The sequence below is a fragment of the Parabacteroides sp. Y3-G-102 genome, from assembly GCF_023656845.1.
GTDB classification, from domain to species: domain Bacteria; phylum Bacteroidota; class Bacteroidia; order Bacteroidales; family Tannerellaceae; genus Parabacteroides; species Parabacteroides distasonis.
Window position 1 is genome coordinate 178,372 of record NZ_JAMOKU010000001.1, and the last position, 18,185, is coordinate 196,556.

At 41.6% G+C, this 18,185-nt stretch carries 19 protein-coding genes; 8 read left to right on the forward strand and 11 right to left on the reverse strand.

Annotated elements, in window-relative coordinates; translation table 11 throughout:
- Window positions 1-241: 241 nt before the first annotated feature.
- The 7 genes from NBH16_RS00840 to NBH16_RS00870 form a co-directional block, all read right to left on the reverse strand.
- Window positions 242-781 carry an FHA domain-containing protein gene (locus tag NBH16_RS00840; RefSeq protein ID WP_005868017.1) on the reverse strand — a complete coding sequence of 180 codons (540 nt, stop codon included), beginning with the start codon at window positions 779-781 and terminating at the stop codon, window positions 242-244.
- A 287-nt stretch (window positions 782-1,068) separates the two neighbouring features.
- Window positions 1,069-2,637 carry a PAS domain-containing sensor histidine kinase gene (locus NBH16_RS00845; protein WP_250787962.1) on the reverse strand — a complete coding sequence of 523 codons (1,569 nt, stop codon included), beginning with the start codon at window positions 2,635-2,637 and terminating at the stop codon, window positions 1,069-1,071.
- A gap of 141 nt (window positions 2,638-2,778) precedes the next feature.
- Entirely contained in the window at window positions 2,779-3,429 is a 651-nt protein-coding gene (locus tag NBH16_RS00850) for an AraC family transcriptional regulator (RefSeq protein ID WP_226769897.1), read from the reverse strand.
- A gap of 911 nt (window positions 3,430-4,340) precedes the next feature.
- On the reverse strand, window positions 4,341-5,030 hold the full coding sequence (locus tag NBH16_RS00855; protein ID WP_005868012.1) for a hypothetical protein: 690 nt from the start codon (window positions 5,028-5,030) through the stop codon (window positions 4,341-4,343).
- Window positions 5,031-5,049: 19 nt separating this feature from the next.
- Window positions 5,050-6,012: a glycosyltransferase family 2 protein gene (locus NBH16_RS00860; RefSeq protein ID WP_005868009.1), complete on the reverse strand. Its 963-nt coding sequence runs from the start codon at window positions 6,010-6,012 to the stop codon at window positions 5,050-5,052.
- Window positions 6,013-6,257: 245 nt separating this feature from the next.
- The gene (locus NBH16_RS00865) at window positions 6,258-7,133 is read right to left on the reverse strand and encodes an NAD kinase (protein ID WP_005855867.1); all 876 of its coding nucleotides are present in this window, start codon (window positions 7,131-7,133) and stop codon (window positions 6,258-6,260) included.
- A gap of 15 nt (window positions 7,134-7,148) precedes the next feature.
- Entirely contained in the window at window positions 7,149-7,808 is a 660-nt protein-coding gene (locus tag NBH16_RS00870; RefSeq protein ID WP_008771767.1) for a CBS domain-containing protein, read from the reverse strand.
- Between the two features lie 84 nt (window positions 7,809-7,892).
- Between NBH16_RS00870 and NBH16_RS00875 the strand changes: the two genes are divergently transcribed.
- From NBH16_RS00875 to NBH16_RS00895, 5 genes are all read left to right on the forward strand, one after another.
- Complete coding sequence (locus tag NBH16_RS00875; RefSeq protein WP_121962342.1) at window positions 7,893-8,609, forward strand: pyridoxine 5'-phosphate synthase; 717 nt, start codon at window positions 7,893-7,895, stop codon at window positions 8,607-8,609.
- A gap of 49 nt (window positions 8,610-8,658) precedes the next feature.
- Window positions 8,659-9,369 (forward strand): MotA/TolQ/ExbB proton channel family protein, encoded by a 711-nt coding sequence (locus NBH16_RS00880; RefSeq protein ID WP_057329418.1) that lies wholly within the window; start codon window positions 8,659-8,661, stop codon window positions 9,367-9,369.
- Between the two features lie 91 nt (window positions 9,370-9,460).
- A complete protein-coding gene (locus tag NBH16_RS00885; protein WP_005855860.1) occupies window positions 9,461-9,871 on the forward strand; it encodes an ExbD/TolR family protein in 411 nt (136 codons plus the stop codon).
- Between the two features lie 5 nt (window positions 9,872-9,876).
- Complete coding sequence (locus NBH16_RS00890; RefSeq protein ID WP_005855858.1) at window positions 9,877-10,731, forward strand: energy transducer TonB family protein; 855 nt, start codon at window positions 9,877-9,879, stop codon at window positions 10,729-10,731.
- Window positions 10,732-10,740: 9 nt separating this feature from the next.
- The gene (locus NBH16_RS00895) at window positions 10,741-11,286 is read left to right on the forward strand and encodes a DJ-1 family glyoxalase III (protein ID WP_005855842.1); all 546 of its coding nucleotides are present in this window, start codon (window positions 10,741-10,743) and stop codon (window positions 11,284-11,286) included.
- Between the two features lie 127 nt (window positions 11,287-11,413).
- On the opposite strand, the gene NBH16_RS00900 is transcribed toward NBH16_RS00895, so the two are convergent.
- A complete protein-coding gene (locus NBH16_RS00900; protein ID WP_083790429.1) occupies window positions 11,414-12,490 on the reverse strand; it encodes a linear amide C-N hydrolase in 1,077 nt (358 codons plus the stop codon).
- Window positions 12,491-12,589: 99 nt separating this feature from the next.
- On the opposite strand from NBH16_RS00900, the gene NBH16_RS00905 reads away from it, so the two are divergent.
- Complete coding sequence (locus NBH16_RS00905; protein WP_122144622.1) at window positions 12,590-13,522, forward strand: DMT family transporter; 933 nt, start codon at window positions 12,590-12,592, stop codon at window positions 13,520-13,522.
- Here the strand turns inward: NBH16_RS00905 and NBH16_RS00910 are convergent.
- Window positions 13,508-14,398: a 1,4-dihydroxy-2-naphthoate polyprenyltransferase gene (locus tag NBH16_RS00910; protein ID WP_250787964.1), complete on the reverse strand. Its 891-nt coding sequence runs from the start codon at window positions 14,396-14,398 to the stop codon at window positions 13,508-13,510. The genes NBH16_RS00905 and NBH16_RS00910 overlap by 15 nt on opposite strands.
- Window positions 14,399-14,491: 93 nt before the next feature.
- Here NBH16_RS00910 and NBH16_RS00915 point away from each other — a divergent pair, with 93 nt between their 5' ends.
- Both NBH16_RS00915 and NBH16_RS00920 read left to right on the forward strand, forming a co-directional pair.
- On the forward strand, window positions 14,492-14,893 hold the full coding sequence (locus NBH16_RS00915) for a hypothetical protein (protein WP_005867997.1): 402 nt from the start codon (window positions 14,492-14,494) through the stop codon (window positions 14,891-14,893).
- Between the two features lie 393 nt (window positions 14,894-15,286).
- Window positions 15,287-15,481, forward strand: coding sequence for a hypothetical protein (locus NBH16_RS00920; protein ID WP_005855829.1), 195 nt, complete (start codon window positions 15,287-15,289; stop codon window positions 15,479-15,481).
- Window positions 15,482-15,627: 146 nt separating this feature from the next.
- On the opposite strand, the gene NBH16_RS00925 is transcribed toward NBH16_RS00920, so the two are convergent.
- Window positions 15,628-16,992 carry an MFS transporter gene (locus tag NBH16_RS00925; protein WP_122369172.1) on the reverse strand — a complete coding sequence of 455 codons (1,365 nt, stop codon included), beginning with the start codon at window positions 16,990-16,992 and terminating at the stop codon, window positions 15,628-15,630.
- A 127-nt stretch (window positions 16,993-17,119) separates the two neighbouring features.
- Window positions 17,120-18,133, reverse strand: a complete 1,014-nt coding sequence (locus tag NBH16_RS00930) for a LacI family DNA-binding transcriptional regulator (protein WP_005855821.1) — start codon at window positions 18,131-18,133, stop codon at window positions 17,120-17,122.
- Window positions 18,134-18,185: the final 52 nt, after the last annotated feature.

The window sequence follows — 18,185 nt, forward strand, 5'->3', positions numbered from 1 at the left end:
TTTAACCATAGTTAATACAACTATTCTTTCGGTTCTTTTCATTTCTTTATGTTAATCGGCTTAATCTTAATACCTATGAGCCTTGTTTTCTCAGTGATACTTCAGAGCTGTATCCCGGAATGAGCATATATCTTATAACTCACTCCCAAAACAAACGCCAAAATCCCTTATCTGCCATCATTCCGACCCGAAGTTAAAGATCGAGATCATAAACGGGAACAGCCTCTGAAGTTTTTTATATTTATTCCTCTTCTTCTCCCTCGTTCGCCGAATGTAAGATAAAAGTAGTAGCGCCAATCGTTACGATCGAACCTTCCCCGATACGTACTTGTTCTTTTTTACCGACCAATACATTTTTCACAAAAGTCCCGGTCAAGCTAGGAAAGTCACGCACCATATAAACGAACTTGCCATTAGTGTCTTTCTTTACATTAATCACACAATGCTTACGCCCCATACTTGGATCGCTCGTGATAATAGGGACATCTACACCTTCCGTATCCTTATTACGGCGACCAATCACATTATCTCCCATCACTAATGGTAGATCTTGCTTAAAAGCAAAACCATTCTCGATAATGGTAATATAACCACAAGAGAAATCCGGTTCCTTCACCTCTTTTTCCTCACCGGTAGCCGTCTTCACCACCTTTCGGCCCAATTTAATCTTAAATTGCGCTCCACACTGCGGACAGACGAAGGCTAATACCTTCCCTTCCGGATATTTGGTCTCATCAAAAGACAACTGATTATCACATTTTGGACAGAATACTCTTTTCATACACTTAAATACAGGATCTAGTATTACAAACGGAGCGCAAATTTACGAAAAAACCTTCAGCTACACTCCTAAAATCTCATGGTTATGATTTTTTGAAACAAAAAAGGCCATCCGTCACGGACAGCCAATCTCAATTGTTAACCTTAAATCTAATACCATGAAAAACACAGTGCAAATATAGAGGTTTTATGTTATGTAGCATAATATTTTATTTGCAAATCTCATTTACTTAACCAGATTTAACAAAACTATGCTTTAAAACATATCCGTAAACAATATATATCCCCTTAGAACTTAGGTTCATTCTCTTTAATCTCCTTCAAAGGCAAGGTAAACCAAAAAGTGGAACCTACTCCCAATGTAGATTCTACCCCGATTCGTCCCCCTAGTTTCTCGATAATATTTTTGCAAATCGCCAATCCTAATCCGGTACCTTGTTTGCAAGCGTTCAACTTAACAAAGCGATCGAATATAGTTCTACAATCTTCCTCCGAGATTCCCATTCCCGTATCCGAGACCGAAACTCGTATTTCATCTTTCGATACCTTATAGGCTAATTTGATCTCACCTTCCGAAGTAAACTTAATCGCATTTGTCAAGAAATTAGAAATAACCTGCACGACTCGTTTCGGATCTGAGAAAACAGTCACGGGTTGTGAGCCCCGATCGAAAACAAATCGAACGTTTTTCGGAATCTTCAAGGCATGTACCGCATAGGTTTCCTCACAGATCTCCTTAAAATCGAAATTTCTCTTCGTAATGTCAAAGGTTCCCGCCTCAATCTTTGAGAAATCAAGGATATCCTCAATCAATTGCAGAAGCAATTCACTATTCTTGTCAATGATATCCACATAAAACTCTCGTTCCTCCTCCTCTATCTCCTTGGTCTCTGCCAGTATATTCGCGAAACCAACAATAGCATTTAAAGGCGTGCGGATCTCATGACTCATATTCGCCAAGAACATAGACTTAAGCCGATTCGCCTCTTTAGCCTTAACTAACTCATATTCTTTCCGTTGACGCTCTCGTTCCGCCCAGCGCAATTTATCTTGCATGGCGATCTCATCCGTTATGTCCATCAAGTAATAAAGGATTTTCGCAGGTCTTCCCGCCTCATCATATTTATAAGGGTACGCATACGCTCTCACCCAAACATATTGCCCCTCAAAAAGCTGTCGGTATTGAATACTATATTCACCGATCTCACCCATAACAATCTTTTCAAAGCCTTGTACAAGTACCCTTTCCCGATCTTCCGGATGTACGATCTCACAAAAATCTTTTTTCGTTGTCAAGTTACTTGCTCTCAATCTGGATTTATTACCTAAAACACGTAAATCCAGATCGATATGCATCTTATCGGTTTTAACATCATATTCCCACAGCAAGGAATCACTGCAACGCATAACCGTTTTCAACTTCGTGAACAGTTCCTCTACTTTCTCCGACTTTTGATATTCTTCCGTCTCATCCGTAAACATTAGTACATATCCACAGATCTCTCCAGCCTCTCCTTTCAACGGCACACATTTAATAGACAGACGTAAATTTGTACCTTCCTTTTTTGGGTCTATGTTATAGTACTCATTCGTTTGTATATTATCAAATTCATAATTACAATCGAACACAACCATTTCTCCCTGTTTCAGACGAGCGATCTTGTCCTCTGGAAAATTAGGATTCTCGAAAAGATTTATTCCCATAATATCCTTCCGGCTTATAGCGAACAAATTCTCGTCCGTCCTATTGAGATCCACTAGCTGCCCCCTCTCGTCATAAACTTCAATTCCAACAGGTAATTTCTGGAATAGGGCATTAAAGCTCATTTCCTCTAGCATTTTATTACATTGTCCCATCGTCATATTAAATTATAACCACTAATTCCCAACTTTAAATCAATCAAGCAATCTCCTCTATTATTTATACAACAAATGAACTATAATAACGATTGCAGCAGAAGTTTAAAGTTATAGAAATAATATGAAAATCAAACATAATTATGTTGAAAATATATGTTTTCGATATTGAGAAAGAGTCATTCCCGTCCGTTGACGAAAAAAGCGATTCAATGTCGATTGAGACGGAAAATTAGTCAATATAGCGATCTCCTGTATATTTAATCGAGAGTCACGTAGCAACGACTTTACCTCTAACACTATATAGATAGATAAAAACTCCTTGGCTGAAATGCCACACCTTTCATTCATGATCGCACTTAAATAAGTTGTCGTTATATTCAATTTATCCGCATAAAATCCGACATTCTTGTGATTCTTGAAATTCTCTGCCACGAGACTACAGAAATCATAGATCAATTGCTCTTTTCTCAAACTAGTCCTGAAAGGGATTTTCTTACGCACTTTCACATAATAGTCGTAAACATCCATGTAAAAAATCCCCAAGTAACATATAATCCGCTCCCTCAGAAGCCCATTACCCCGATACCGCTCAAGCTCATTCTCTATCAATTTGCAAAATGATTGAAAACGCTCAATACCATTATTATCCTCTATATTATAGTAAAAATGATCCTTCACGAAAAAATGAAATCCCGGATCAAAATGACGTAAGGAACTTAATACATCCCCATGTAGTACATGTGGTATGATGATAAACTTCGCCGAGAAGTCCTCACTCACGTTCCGCATTGAGCATAACTGTCTCGGAAATAAGAAAATCAATTCATTCTTATTCCATACATGCTTATTATCAAGCAAATGAATGATCGCACTACCTCTATTACATACTGCTATTATCCCGTAATCCAAAAAAGAAGGTTCTGAAGTCAATGGACTATCTTCAATCTGTTCCGTAATAATAAAGTCTTTTTCTAATCCGCCTAAAAAACGATCACATGTATTATACCTATTCTCTTGCATATACTCTTATAAATTAAGGGAATACGAAATCTTACCTCCAACAACAATCAACAGAATAATATTATATTTTGTTCTGTCCGTTAAGGTCCCAAGTATATTCGTTTGATATTTTTCTTTCCTTACCCCCTCTTCTATTAGCCATCAAACCTTATATATCAATTGGTGCTAACAGCTAACCAAGGAAATCATAAAAAAACACAAGACAAAATTATATAATAAAAAATTGACTATTAAATGCATAACTAAACTAAAAGCGTACAAAAACACATCAATTGTATACAAAATCGAAACAGACAAAGAATAACCGAAAAAGATCATAAAAATACAGTTAGCTTCATTGACAAAGTAAGTTAACTGAAATACCAAAGCAAGTTAACTTACTTTGCCGATGAAATTAGCTTACTTTGAAAGTATGGATGTTACCCTCGGAAAGGGGCGCTTAAGCAGTGTTCTCAAAAATTCGTGTATTCATGCCTCTATACAAAAAAAGGCTATCCGTCACGGACAGCCAATCTCAATTGTTAACCTTAAATCTAATACCATGAAAAACACAGTACAAATATAGGTGGTTTTATGTTATGTAGCATACTGAATTATTTGCAAAATTCATTCGCTTAACTCGATTTAACGAAATCATGCCCTAAAACATAGTTATTAACAAGAAAACTATTCGTTCAGATCTAATAGCTTCCCAAGAAATCGTCGAGGGAACGAGTATCATCATCTGGCATCAATTCTTTTTTCAAACGAAATTTGCGTTTATAGATAGCATCCTTCGTCACATTCAAGACTGACATCAGCTCCGCCGAAGTTAGCCGCAATTTGATCAAGCAACAAAAACGAATGGCATCCTCCGTCAAATCCGGATAAGCGACACGTAAACGACTTATAAAATCATCATAAAGAGTATTTACGATCTCGATCAAGTTTCTCCAATCTGAATCCGGCAATATCGTTTCCGATTTAGAAAGTATCTTCAGCTTCTTGAACGTATCCAACTGTTCCAGCAAACACTTCGCCAAACGCTCCTTTTCCTTGATCAAGGATTCCACGTCACGATGCGCTTTCCACTGAGCCGCATGCTGGTATTCCTTCAAACATTTCTCCTTCGCTTCCAATTGCTCCTTGATGTGCGACATCTCACGACTATAACGTTGTATCAAGATTTCATTTTTATCCACAAGACTCGCTATTTCTCTCAGTTCTTTCTCCTTTTTTGTCTTATAAAGGTGATAACGCAAAAAAGATAACAGAAGCAGGGTAAAAGCGACGATGATTAAAATGATCAGATAATAAATATCTACATAGAAATGCTCCGGCTCCTTTAGAACCGAGCTTATGGCAGTAGATGTGTGCAGCGCAAACTTCATATAAATAGTATTTATTATCTTAATACTTCTTTCTTAGAATTCCCTCTCTCCAAATCGCTTCCAAAAAGCCTGTCCCATATCCGATCAATTGGACAAAAGCCGCTATGATAGATAACAACGCAACGATTCCGTTCTTATTTCTCACTAAAGCGTCAAAAAAGATCAGCGAAATATAAAATAACAATAGCCCCCATACCTTTGGAACGAAAAAAGCGGAAATACATACCCCCAGCAGACCTACCACAAATAAGGCCGGCAGGCAATGTACCCATTTCAATGATTCCGGGTACTTCTGGTACAAGATAATCCTAGCGTACCCCGAATGCCATACTTGCCGGAAAAACTGGACGAAATTTGTTCTTCGCTTATGATAGACCCAAGCGCCCGGAAAATAACGGCATTTATAGCCTGCCGCAAAAATCCGGATACTAAAATCTATATCCTCTCCATAACGCATATCAGAGAAACCACCCAAGGCTTCATACACCTCTTTCCGCATTCCCATATTAAAACTCCGGGGATAGAATGCATCTAAATGCCTCCGGCTTCCTCGGATCCCTCCTGTCGTAAAAAAAGAAGTCATCGAGTAATTGACCGCTTTCTGTATAGCGGAAAAAGAAGAATGCGCCCTGTCAGCACCACCAAAGGCATCCACCTTATAACGCATTAAGGACTCGTGTACTTGTTCCAGATAGCTGGCCGGAACGATACAATCCGAATCCAAGACAATCACGATCTCTCCTTCCGCATAACGTACCCCTTGATTGCGAGCCAAGCCTGGACCTGAATTCTCTATATAGAAATAGCGAATCCTCAAGCGGTTATTATAGGCATTGACTATGGGCTCACAAGGTATAGAAGAACCGTCGTCCACTACGATAACCTCAAAATGTACATATGTCTGCCGGGTAAGGCTGTTTAATAAATCGTCTATCTCCTCCGGACGATTGTAGACAGGAATAATAATTGAAAATACTTCCATTAAGCTAGATTTAATCTGCCGACAAAAGTAAAGAGTTAAAAAGCGTGTGTCAAAAAAGGGCACTGGACAAATAGAGGACATAGCTGGACATCGAATACCCCCTATTTTTTACCCCATAATAGAAAAACTGGACAAAATCCATAAGATACGCTCAGTTTATCCATACGGAAAAGTCTATTTATCAACAGCTTACAAAATACAATACTATCCGCTACTATTTGGACAAAGACTGGACGCACACAATATTATTTCATTCGCACATCTGCCCCCCACATTAATTTTTCCCGAAGCGTCTGATAAAAAGTATGGTTATAGCGCTTGATGACTTTCGTCGTATAATCGGCCTTGCTCATCTTTAATTCGATACCTGCCGGGAATATTTCCGAACGTCCATCCAAAGAGATCAGAAAATATTTATTCCGGCTCTCTACCCGAAGCGTTATTATATCTGAATCCGGAATCACCAACGGACGCACGTTCAAGGAATGCGGAGCGACCGGACTCAAGACAATGCTATTACTTTGCGGGACGATAATCGGCCCATTTACGCTCATCGAATAGGCCGTGGAACCGGTAGGTGTAGCCACTACCAAACCATCCGCCTGATAAGAAGTCAGATATTCCCCATTCAAGAATGTATGAATCGTAATCATCGAGGAACTATCACGCTTCAGCACGGCGATCTCATTCAAGGCGTAATTATATCCGCGAAACGCACGGTCTTCCGTATATAAACGCAAGAGGGTTCGTTCCTCTACCTTATAGTAATTCTTAAAAATCTCATCCAGCGTATCCTCAACCTCATTACTGCTGACATCCGCAAGGAAGCCTAGCCGTCCGGTATTAATACCTAAAATAGGAATATCCTGTTTATTTACCCGGGCCGCCGTACGAAGGAACGTACCATCTCCTCCCACGCTAAGCGCTATATCCAGATCAAACTCATCACCCACTAATAGCCCGCTCACCACTGGCTCAAAACCAAAAGCATCGGTAAGGAATGTATAAAAAGGGCTGTCCACATAAATATCAGCCTCTTGTTCACGAAGCTTCTCAAACAAGCGTTTAATCAGATTCTGTCTCTCGATCTGATATTCACTTCCAAATATTCCAACTTTCATTCTACGCTCCTTACTTTACATATTCATATAATGTAATAACTCATTCATCCGCTGCTGCAACATATCATCCACCATCCCCTTCTCCATAAAATGATAAAGCACCGTATAATTGAAACGCTCGAAACTACGGATCACGGGAGAGGCATCTTCCAAATCAATCTTAAGGGTTATAAGCAGACGGCCCGTATCTTTATCTTGATGGGATAACAAATTAAGGACATGGGCATTATTCGCCTCTACCAAACGGGCGATATCCGTTAATGAATAATCCTGTGGCATCATTTCCAATACGATCACGCTTCCAGCCGCCTCCGCATTACATAGCTCGGATAAAGCATCTACCAAACGATCCCGGGTAATCGCCCCCAAATAAGTTCCGTCCACGGAAACCACAGGCAACAGGCTCAATCCATATCGGGTTATCATTGCCAACGCTTCATGTAAATGTCCATTTTCCGAAATCGCCGGAGCGAATAAAACCGGCTCACCGATCGTAGCCGAAGGATCCGGCAGCGCCAATAAGTCTTTTTCCGACACTAAACACTGGTATGCGTTATCACTCAATAACGGAAGATGCTTGAGTTTAAAATCCTCCATTAACGCCAACGCATATTCCGCTGTGTCAAAACTTTTTAACACCGGAATTTCCTTTGTTATGAAATCTTTCACCAACATTATTCTGTTAATTCCCTAAATCCTGCTAAATTTGCCGATACTTTTGTGCAAATGTAATGAAAGAAAAAAGATATACGATATACAATGACAAATTTAAGTGTAAACATTAACAAGGTTGCTACTATTCGTAACGCGAGAGGTGGCAATATGCCAAACGTGCTGAAAGTAGCGCAAGACTGTGAATTATTCGGGGCACAAGGAATTACGGTTCATCCCCGTCCGGATGAACGACACATACGCTATAGCGATGTTTATGGACTAAAACCTCTTATCCGGACAGAATTTAACATAGAAGGTTATCCTTGTGATAAATTCATCGACTTGGTATTGAAGGTAAAACCGACCCAAGTCACACTGGTTCCGGACGCTCCGGATGCCATCACGTCGAACTCAGGTTGGAACGTAAAGGACAATTTCGATTACTTAAGCGAATTGGTAGACACCTTTACCTCACAAGGAATCCGTACATCCATCTTCGTCGGAACAGACTTGGCGAATATCGAACTAGCGGCGAAAACAGGTACAGACCGTATTGAGCTATATACGGAACCTTATGCGACCTTTTATCCGGAAGATCGTGACAAAGCGATCGCTCCTTTTGTAGAGGCCGCTCAATTAGCTAAAAACTTAGGATTAGGCGTAAATGCCGGACACGACTTGAGCTTAGAAAATCTGGCTTTCTTCAACAAGAATATCCCTTGGCTGGAGGAGGTTTCTATCGGCCATGCCTTGATTTGTGATGCGCTCTATTATGGTTTGCAAGAGACGATCGCTTTATACAAGGCATGCTTGAATAATTGAGAATGGAGAAGAATTGAATATTGAAAATTATAACCTATAATTCAAAACGATGAGTATTTTACTTTCACTACAGGCCGTAGGCTCTCAAACGGCAGATCAAATGCCGGATTTAACGGCTGTAACCCTTCCTACGGAAGCGGAAATCAATGTGATAGACCTTGCCTTTAAGGGAGGTTGGATTATGGTGGTATTGTTACTGCTCTCTCTGATGGCTATTTATATTTTTGTTCAACGTCTGATCATCATTCGCCGTGCGGGAAAAGAAGACGAGACGTTCATGAATCGTATCAAAGACTATATTCACGAGGGAAAAGTGGACTCGGCTCTCAATTTATGCAGGAGCACCAACACGCCTTCCGCCCGTATGATCGAGAAAGGTATTACCCGTTTGGGCCGTCCGATGAACGATGTACTCGTAGCGATCGAGAATGTCGGAAATTTGGAGATCGCTAAACTGGAAAAAGGTTTCCCCTTGATCGCGACGACCGCCGCCGGAGCTCCCATGCTTGGTTTCCTTGGGACGGTAACCGGTATGGTACGTGCTTTCTTCGATATGGCAAACGCAGGCACCAATGTTGATGTCTCCCTATTATCCGGCGGTATCTATGAGGCCTTGGTAACAACCGTTGGCGGTCTGGTAGTTGGTATCATTACATTGTTCGCATACAACTATCTGGTATCTCAAGTAGATAACGTCGTGAACAAGATGGAGGCTCGTACGATGGAATTCATGGATTTATTAAATGAACCGGCTAATTAATTGATAATGGAGAATTGAAAATTGAAGATGAGCCAACTCTCCTCTATTTAATTTTCAATTCTCCATTTTCAATTTTCAATTATAAAAAATTATGGCTCTAAAAAGAAGAACAAAGGTAAACGAAGCGTTCAGCATGGCCTCTATGACCGACGTCATATTCCTCTTGCTGATCTTCTTCATGGTTACCTCTACCGTAGTAATCCCGAACGCCATCAAGGTTACCTTGCCGCAAGCGCAAAAGCAAACAGCGGCGAAACCTCTTACGAGGGTAACGATAGACGCGAACTTGAATTACTACGTGGCATTTGGAAAGCAAAAAGAGGTACAGGTCTCATTTGATGAGATCACTCCTTTCTTGCAAGATAGTTACGCAAAGGAACCGGAGATGTTCGTCGCCTTATATGCCGACGAGACCGTGCCTTACAAAGAGATTGTAAAGATACTGAATATAGCGAACGAGAATAAATTCAAGATGGTGCTTGCCACCCGTCCGCAGAAATAACAGATATGAGACTGAATAAGGATGACATATACAGTTTAATCGGTACCGTTGCTTTTCACGGTGTCATTCTACTGATACTTTGGTTTACCGTATTGAAAACCGAGGTACCGGATGAAGACGGGGGTGTACTCGTTAATTTCGGGAATGTAGATGCCGCCGCCGGAATGTTCGAGCCCAAGTATACCGGGCAAGAACCGCCTCAGGAAACGACCACTCCCCCTCCTCCCGTACCGGAGCCGCAAGTGGAAACGCCCAAGCAGGAACTCATCACTCAAGATATCGAGGAAAGCGTAGCCCTTGAGGACGCTAAAAAGAAGAATGAGGAAGAGAAACGCAAGAAACAAGAGGCTGAGAAGAAACGGAAAGAAGAGGAGGAGAAAGAACGTATCCGCCGGGAAGAAGCCGAGAAGAAACGTCTGGCCGAGGAACGCCGCAAGAAGGAACAAGCCATTAGCAACAAGGTGGCCGGAGCTTTTGGTATGGGAAACGCCGAGGGTAACAGCCAAGGCGACGCTGAAAGCGGAACCGGTAACCAAGGAAGTCCGTTCGGTAACTCTGATCACGGGGCGAATGAAGGCGTAGGCGGTTACGGATCATTTAATTTGAACGGCCGTTCCATTGGTGCCGGAGGTCTCCCCCGTCCCGCTTATACGATCCAAGAGGAGGGGCGTATTGTTATCAATATAACCGTAGATCCGAAAGGCAACGTTATATTTGCCGAGGTAGGCCGGGGAACTAATATCGACAACGCCTCCATGCGTAAAAGCGCTTTGGACGCGGCTCGAAAGGCGAAGTTCAACAGTATCAGCGGCGCTAATAACCAGAGTGGTACTATTACTTACGTGTACAAATTTAAATAATTGAATCTTATGAAGAAAGCGATCGTATTCTTAGCGAATGGCTTCGAGGAAATGGAAGCCACGGGAACCGTAGACATTTTGCGTCGCGGAGGTATAGACACGAAAACAGTCTCCATCACCGACGACCGTAAAGTGATTGGTGCTCACAATATGGAATATACGGCTGACGCCACATTTACCGAAATCGATCTTTCGGATGCTGATGCCTTGATCTTACCCGGAGGCATGCCCGGAGCATCCAACTTAAACAATTCGGAACCGGTGAAAGAAGCCTTATTACAACAATACCGTGAAGGACGTATCGTAGCGGCTATCTGCGCAGCTCCGATGGTATTAGGCGGTCTAGGTTTGTTAAAAGGTCGCAAAGCCACTTGTTATCCCGGGTTCGAACCGAAATTGATTGGTGCCACCGTAACAGGCGAGGCTGTCGAGGTAGATGGAAATGTAGTAACCGGTAGAGGACCGGGCTTGGTATTCAATTTTGGCCTAGCTTTAGTATCTGTACTAAAAGGTGATGCGGTTGCGGAGGAAGTTGCGGCCGGATTACTATTATAAGATTTAGATCATCAATCGAAACCCAATAGAATAGGGAACGTAATCCATTGAGTTATGTTTCCTATTCCATTGAGTTTTATCACCTATCCTATTGACTTACGAGATATCCCCCAAAGAGCTCACTGCCCTATTCTATTTTGATCGTTTCAACCGCTTGTCGCTTCGTCCCATCCATGGATACCGCACGATAACGAACCGTGGAGAAATCAATGGAACGTAAATCTATATTCCGAATAACGCTATTGTACATCGTACGGTAATAAATCACATGGTTTCGCATATCCGTAACCGAAGTCCATTGAGTAGCGCTCGGTATATCGCAAGGTACTTGCCCTAATGGGAATTCGATCCCTACGGGAATATCAAAATTATTCAATATCTGGAAACACTGGAAGACCGTTTCCAATGCGGTTTCTTGTTGTGGGGCCGAAGCTTGGTAAAAAGCCGCACGAACGAAACGTGACGGTGGAGTTACGTCGCCCGGAATCCCAAGGAAACCGCTTCCCGCACCCAATGAAGACAACTCGATATTTCCTAATTGTTGATTGGGGGCCGTACCCGGGAAAAGATTAACATAATTATTCAGGTTCGTCAGATGCCACTCGAAACTGGGAGAATTAGTCAGAACTCCTAACGTATTCTCATAGAAGTGTAGCTCACCCTTAATAATCTCAAGAACCAGTTGACGCCCCGACGGCTCGGCAAACCGCCAATGAACGGTAGACGCACGGGGATCTATATTGATAACATGCACTTTCTTAACAGCCTCTTTCACCTCCTCTACATTTGAACATTCCCCCAACAGCCAAGACACTAATTGCAGATCAGAGATACTTTTATCCCGAACTGCGGCATTATATTTCTCATATTCACCGTACTTTGGAAAATAAAACAATCCAGCCGATAACCCAACCTCATTGAGTCCTTCAGCGATAAATTCCTTTTGCTCCACTGCCAAGCCCACATATCCATAACGTGCCGTGAAAGTCATTCCATCAACCCCATTCGGAGTATACGATCGTTCGGTGTATCCTCTTGGAACCACGACATACTGGCTGTTCAAATTACTTCCACCCCATTCTATCGTACGTGCTACAATAGTCGTACTGTCCTTGCTTTTTAAGGTAATACCGGTGCAAGCCTCTGCAGCGGAAGGATTAATAAGCAAGCCGGCAATCGCAAATAAAATAAAGAAATATCTCATAAACATCATTTTTGATAAAAACAAGCGACAGGAGAAGGTTGTTTTCAAGATTTCAAGACTTTTTCGTATGTTTGCGGTCATTTTATCAAAAAGTATAATATGAATAATAATCTAAAAGGTTTCGCTTATGGAATAGCGACTTCTGTTACATTCGGTTTAATCCCTTTGTTTACATTGCCTCTTATGGAGAAGGGTATGAGGTTTGATTCGATATTGTTCTATCGTTTCTTATTCGCGGCCATCGCCTTATCGGGTATGCTTCTAGCAAAAAAGGAATCTTTCAGAACAGAGATGCGAAACCTACCGATATTGATTTTATTGGGTGCTTTTTATACAGGCTCGGCAATGTTCCTGTTTTGGGGCTATAATTTTATGGCGGCGGGAATCGCCACGACTCTACATTTCACCTATCCGATATTCGTAACCCTATTCATGCTGTTTGTATTCAAAGAAAAAACATCATGGATTACGCTCTTGGCGATCGGGCTCGCTATTTGTGGAGTAGCCCGTCTATCCATTGATGGAGGAGAGATGCGATTAAACGGGCTAGGCGTAATCATCGTATTACTTTCCGCCGTCGCTTATGCCCTCTATATCGTCACCGTCAATAAATCGAGGGTACATGATATGCCGGGACGAAAACTTACGTTCTATGTATTTATCGTCAGTACCTCTTTATTTTTCATAAAAGCACAGGCAGGAACAGGAATCCAACCCATTCCAGACCTGCCCTCTTTTATTAACCTCGTCTTATTAGCCTTCTTGCCAACCGTAGTATCTAACATTACATTGGTACAAGCCGTACACCATATCGGTTCCACCCTAACTTCCGTACTGGGAGCAACAGAACCCGTGACAGCCGTCTGCGTAGGTGTTTTAGTCTTTGGAGAGCCTTTCACCCCTCACCTCGCTTTAGGAATCTTACTGATTATCGTAGCGGTTACATTGATTATCCTGTCCAAATACATACAGAAAAGTCTCCATGAGGCCAAGCGATTGTTCAAAGCACGGCACATCTTAAGAACCAAATAATAATACAATCGAAAGCAATACGGCATAGATAAATACATTCCGTGCCGTATGCCCTAAAGTTCTATTAAGCTCACGGCCTTGATAGTGTTTCATCTCCAGCCATGTGGCGGCAAACAGCACGCTAAAAGCCGCGAATAAACAAACAAGCCAAGGTGAGGCATCCATCAATAAAGGCAGCGTGATCAAGACAGCCAATATACCGTTCAGCAAATAAGCTAACAACCCGAACGTACGCCCGAATAGCACAATCGTAGTCCGTTTACGAGCCGCCTTATCTTGCTCATAATCCCGGTAATTATTCACGATCAAAATATTAGCGGACAACAGCCCCAATGACAACGAAAGCAAGAATGACAATAAGGAAAACGATAAAGCTTGTACATAATACGTAAAACAAACCGGAATAATCCCATAAAACAATACGACACACACATCCCCCAGCCCGTTATAAGCCAAAGGAAACGGCCCTGCTGAATAAGCCAAGACACAAATCGCGATAGCAATTCCTACACCGATGAGCTCCCAGCCGGCAAAGAACAACAAGAAACAGCCACATAGACAAAAAAGCCCCAACGTGATAAAAGTCCCCCATAGCATTGCCTTAGGAGTTATCCAACCGGAAGCCACCGCTCGCTCCGGGCCTAACCGGTCCTCCTTATCCGCCCCCTTCTTAAAATCAAAATAATCATTGGCAAAATTACTGGCTATCTGGGCGAGTAAAGCCACCAAAACACAAAGGATCGCCGGAGCCAATTTAAATACTCCATCCCTGTAAGCCAGCGCACACCCAACTAATACCGGACTAAATGATGCCGGCAACGTTTTCGGACGTGCCGCCTCTAACCAAGCTTGAATTCTCGATCTGTTATTCTCCATTCTATTGTTTTATTCTTAAAATAACTACAAAAATAAAAAACAAATAACATATACTGTTGTTATTATCTAAAGAAATACTTGTATATTTGCGCCATGAAGAATTTTCTATTCATATTAGGTCTGTTGATTAGCTTCATGCTGTTTGCTCCCGAAGAAGGAACAAAGAGTATGGATGAGGTTATGTCTGCGACTAAAGAGGCCGTTATGAAAGAAAAAAACACGGCGGATGCCCAACGTCGTTTCGAAGTATTAAGTAACGAGCTGAAAAGCAGCAACTGCTTAACTCCCCGCAGGATTTCACAAACGACAAACAACACTATCGAAATACGGATATGGAAAAATATGGAGAAATCCCTTCAAGACATGCGTTTGAGAGGAGTAAATCAACTTCATAGAGTATCTCAACATATATCCACTTATCAGATCATAAATTTATCCACACTTCTGTGTCGTATGGGAGAGCATGTCTTTGCCCTACGAAAACTCATTATTTAGTTTTTAATTGTTTCATATTTGTATCTTTCGGTAAGTCATTGATATGTCTTATCGGCAGGAATATTGCATTTATTAAATCAATATTTCCGGGGAGTTATTGCCCATTTACATTATTATAAACAATTAAAAATTACAATTATGACAACTAATAAATCAGGTAAAATACGTATATATCTTTATGTTCTTCTAACAATCGCAGGTTGTGTATTCGCATGCAGTTCTATCATCCCTAACGACTATATTAAATTAGTAGTAGTTATGGGCACTCTATGTGTTGGTCTATATGGCATAATGAAAGGACTGAGTAGTACCGGGACGTCATCGGAAGAGGAAGTCTTGGAAAAAGAATAATAAAATACAACAATTATCGAATCCTAAAAAAATAAGAAGATCATGAGAATAAATAAAGATTTGGCTGATGCAATCATGATGGTTTCATTTATCGTATTGGTATTAGTCGGAACTACAACATTTGACAATGAGGTTACTAAAAACGTAACCATGGGATCCCTCGGTGTGATTACGGTAGCGATGTTAGTTCTTCGCGTCATAGGATCACGCCAAAAGGAAGAGGAAGAAGCCTTTTAGTAGTTAGTCCATTGGTTTCCTGTTGTTGTCCCGGGGTGACCCGGGATTATCTGAGATACGTTTTTCTACCTACATTATAATAACTTGCTGTTTGACTTGGGTATAGCGTTTTTACGCTTGACAACAGGAAACCGGACTTATATACCTTACACTTTTCGACTGAACTTTTTCTCTTTGACAAGACTAACTGCGGCAGCGGCGAAAAACAAGAAAACACCTCCCGTTAACAAAGCGAACACGGCATGCCCATGATAAACATTACGTACAATCCATCCATGAATGATTCCATTCGTGATCTGAGGTATCGTTATAAAGAAATTAAATATACCCATATAAGTACCCATCTTATCAGCGGGAAGACTATCGGAAAGAATAGCATAAGGCATCGCCAATATACTTGCCCACGCTATACCGATGCCAATCATCGAAAAGACCATCATTCCTGTGTTATTCAACAAATAGAGAGAAACCAACCCTGCCCCTCCTAGGCATAAACAGAGGGCATGAGTCATTTTCCGACCTAAATGACGGGCAATCGGGATCAATAATAAAGCGAATAACATCGCCACAAAATTATAGATACTGAATAACTCACCTACCTTATCGCCAGCCATCGCATATTCGGCGGAAGCAGGATCTGTTGCCCCATATACATGTTCAGCGATAGCAGGCGTAGAATAAACCCACATGGAATACAAGGCAAACCAAGCGAAAAACTGGCATAAACCTAACTGTAACATTATTTTAGGCATATGATAGATATCATGCATGATCTCCATAAAACCATTGCTATCCCGCCTTTTTTCAATGACCTCACCACCGGAAAGCCGAAACTCAGCCATCTCTTCTGGGGAATATTCCTTTGTCTTAAAAATTGTCCATAATACGCTCGCTAATAAAATCGCCGCACCGGCATAAAAGGCAAATTTAACATTATCGGCAACCTCACCAGCAACCGCCGTATTAGATAAACCAAACACCTTATTCATAATACTCGGCAACAAGGAACCAACGACAGCACCGATGCCGATCAAGAAAGTCTGGATCGAGAAGCCAGTCGTATGCTGCTCATCGGGTAGCATATCCCCTACCAAGGCACGGAAAGGCTCCATCGTTACATTGATGGAAGCATCCATGATCATCAACATACCCGCACCAATCAATACGGGAGATAAAATAGCCGTCTCTGTACCGGGTGACAAGAACAATCCCGCATTCGGCATCAATATCAAGGCAATCGTCGTAAAGATAGCTCCTACCAGAAAAAACGGACGCCGACGTCCTAAACGGCACCAAGTTTGGTCGGAATAATGACCAATGATAGGTTGTATGATCATACCTGTCAGCGGAGCCGCTAACCAAAATAAGGATAGTTGCTCTACATCCGCTCCATAGGTTTGAAGTATTCTACTTGAATTTGCGTTCTGAAGGGCGAAACCGAATTGAATGCCCAAGAAACCGAAAGTTAGATTCCAAATTTGCCAAAAACTCAAAAATGGTTTTGTTTTCATGAGAATTATGTTTTTTAAGGTATTTATTTGTTTGGTGACAAACATACGGAATTATTCCGAAACAGGACGTCGTCCCTATTCAAATTCATGCAAAGAAGTAAAGCAAACGTTTTCGGAAGCCACTTTTTTAACGGGTAGACTGTCTCACCACCAGATTTGTCTTGATAATCTTGCTCACGATACGATCCCCGTCACGCACGCCATTCAAACGTTCTATCAGCAAACGCATAGCGATAGCTCCCAACTCATAACCATGTTGATCCACGGAGGTCAGCAGGGGATCGCTAACTTCCGCTAAGCTATTATTCGTAAACCCACAAATCGAAACCTCATCGGGTATCCTCAACCCCTTGGCCTTGACAACATTCAGCACCCCTATAGCAGTCTCATCATTTACGGCGAAGAACGCATCCGGACGATTGGGTAACGACAATAATTCCGGGGTCAACCGAAGCGCCTCGGTATAATTATCACAAATCTTGATTAACTCTTTATCTACCGGTAATCCATTTTTACGCAAAGCATCCTCATATCCCATCCTACGATTATTAGAGATCGCTAAATGAGAAGGAGATCCGAAAAAGGCGATTCGCCGGCAACCGCTACGAATCAAGTATTCAACAGCGGAGCAAACCCCGGCATAATCATCAACGACCACCCGGTCTGTCAAGATCCCCGTGCATATACGATCGAAAAACACCATGGGTATATCGCTATCGATTAGTTCTTGAAAATGATTGTAGATCGTCGTCGTTTTAGCGACAGAAGCCAAGACACCGCAAACACGTGCTTCCAATAAAGCTTGCGCACCTTTTACTTCTTTCTCATAATTCTCATTACTTTGACAAATAATAACACGATACCCTCCCTTTTCCGCCTCATCTTCTATACCGGATAAAACAGAAGAAAAGAAATAATGTACGATCTGCGGTAAAATAACACCGATTGTTTTCGTATTATTTGTCCGTAAACTCAAGGCTAAGGCATTGGGCTTATATTTATGTTCACGAGCGTAAGCATTCACTATATTCTTGGTTTCTTGGCTGATATCCGGATGATCAGCCAAGGACCGAGAGACTGTTGACGGGGAAATATGCAAGGCTTTCGCTATATCCTTTATCGTGATTTGACGCTTTTTCATGGTTCTCTTTTTTATAAAATCAAAGATATGTATTTAGGTCATACAATGCAAA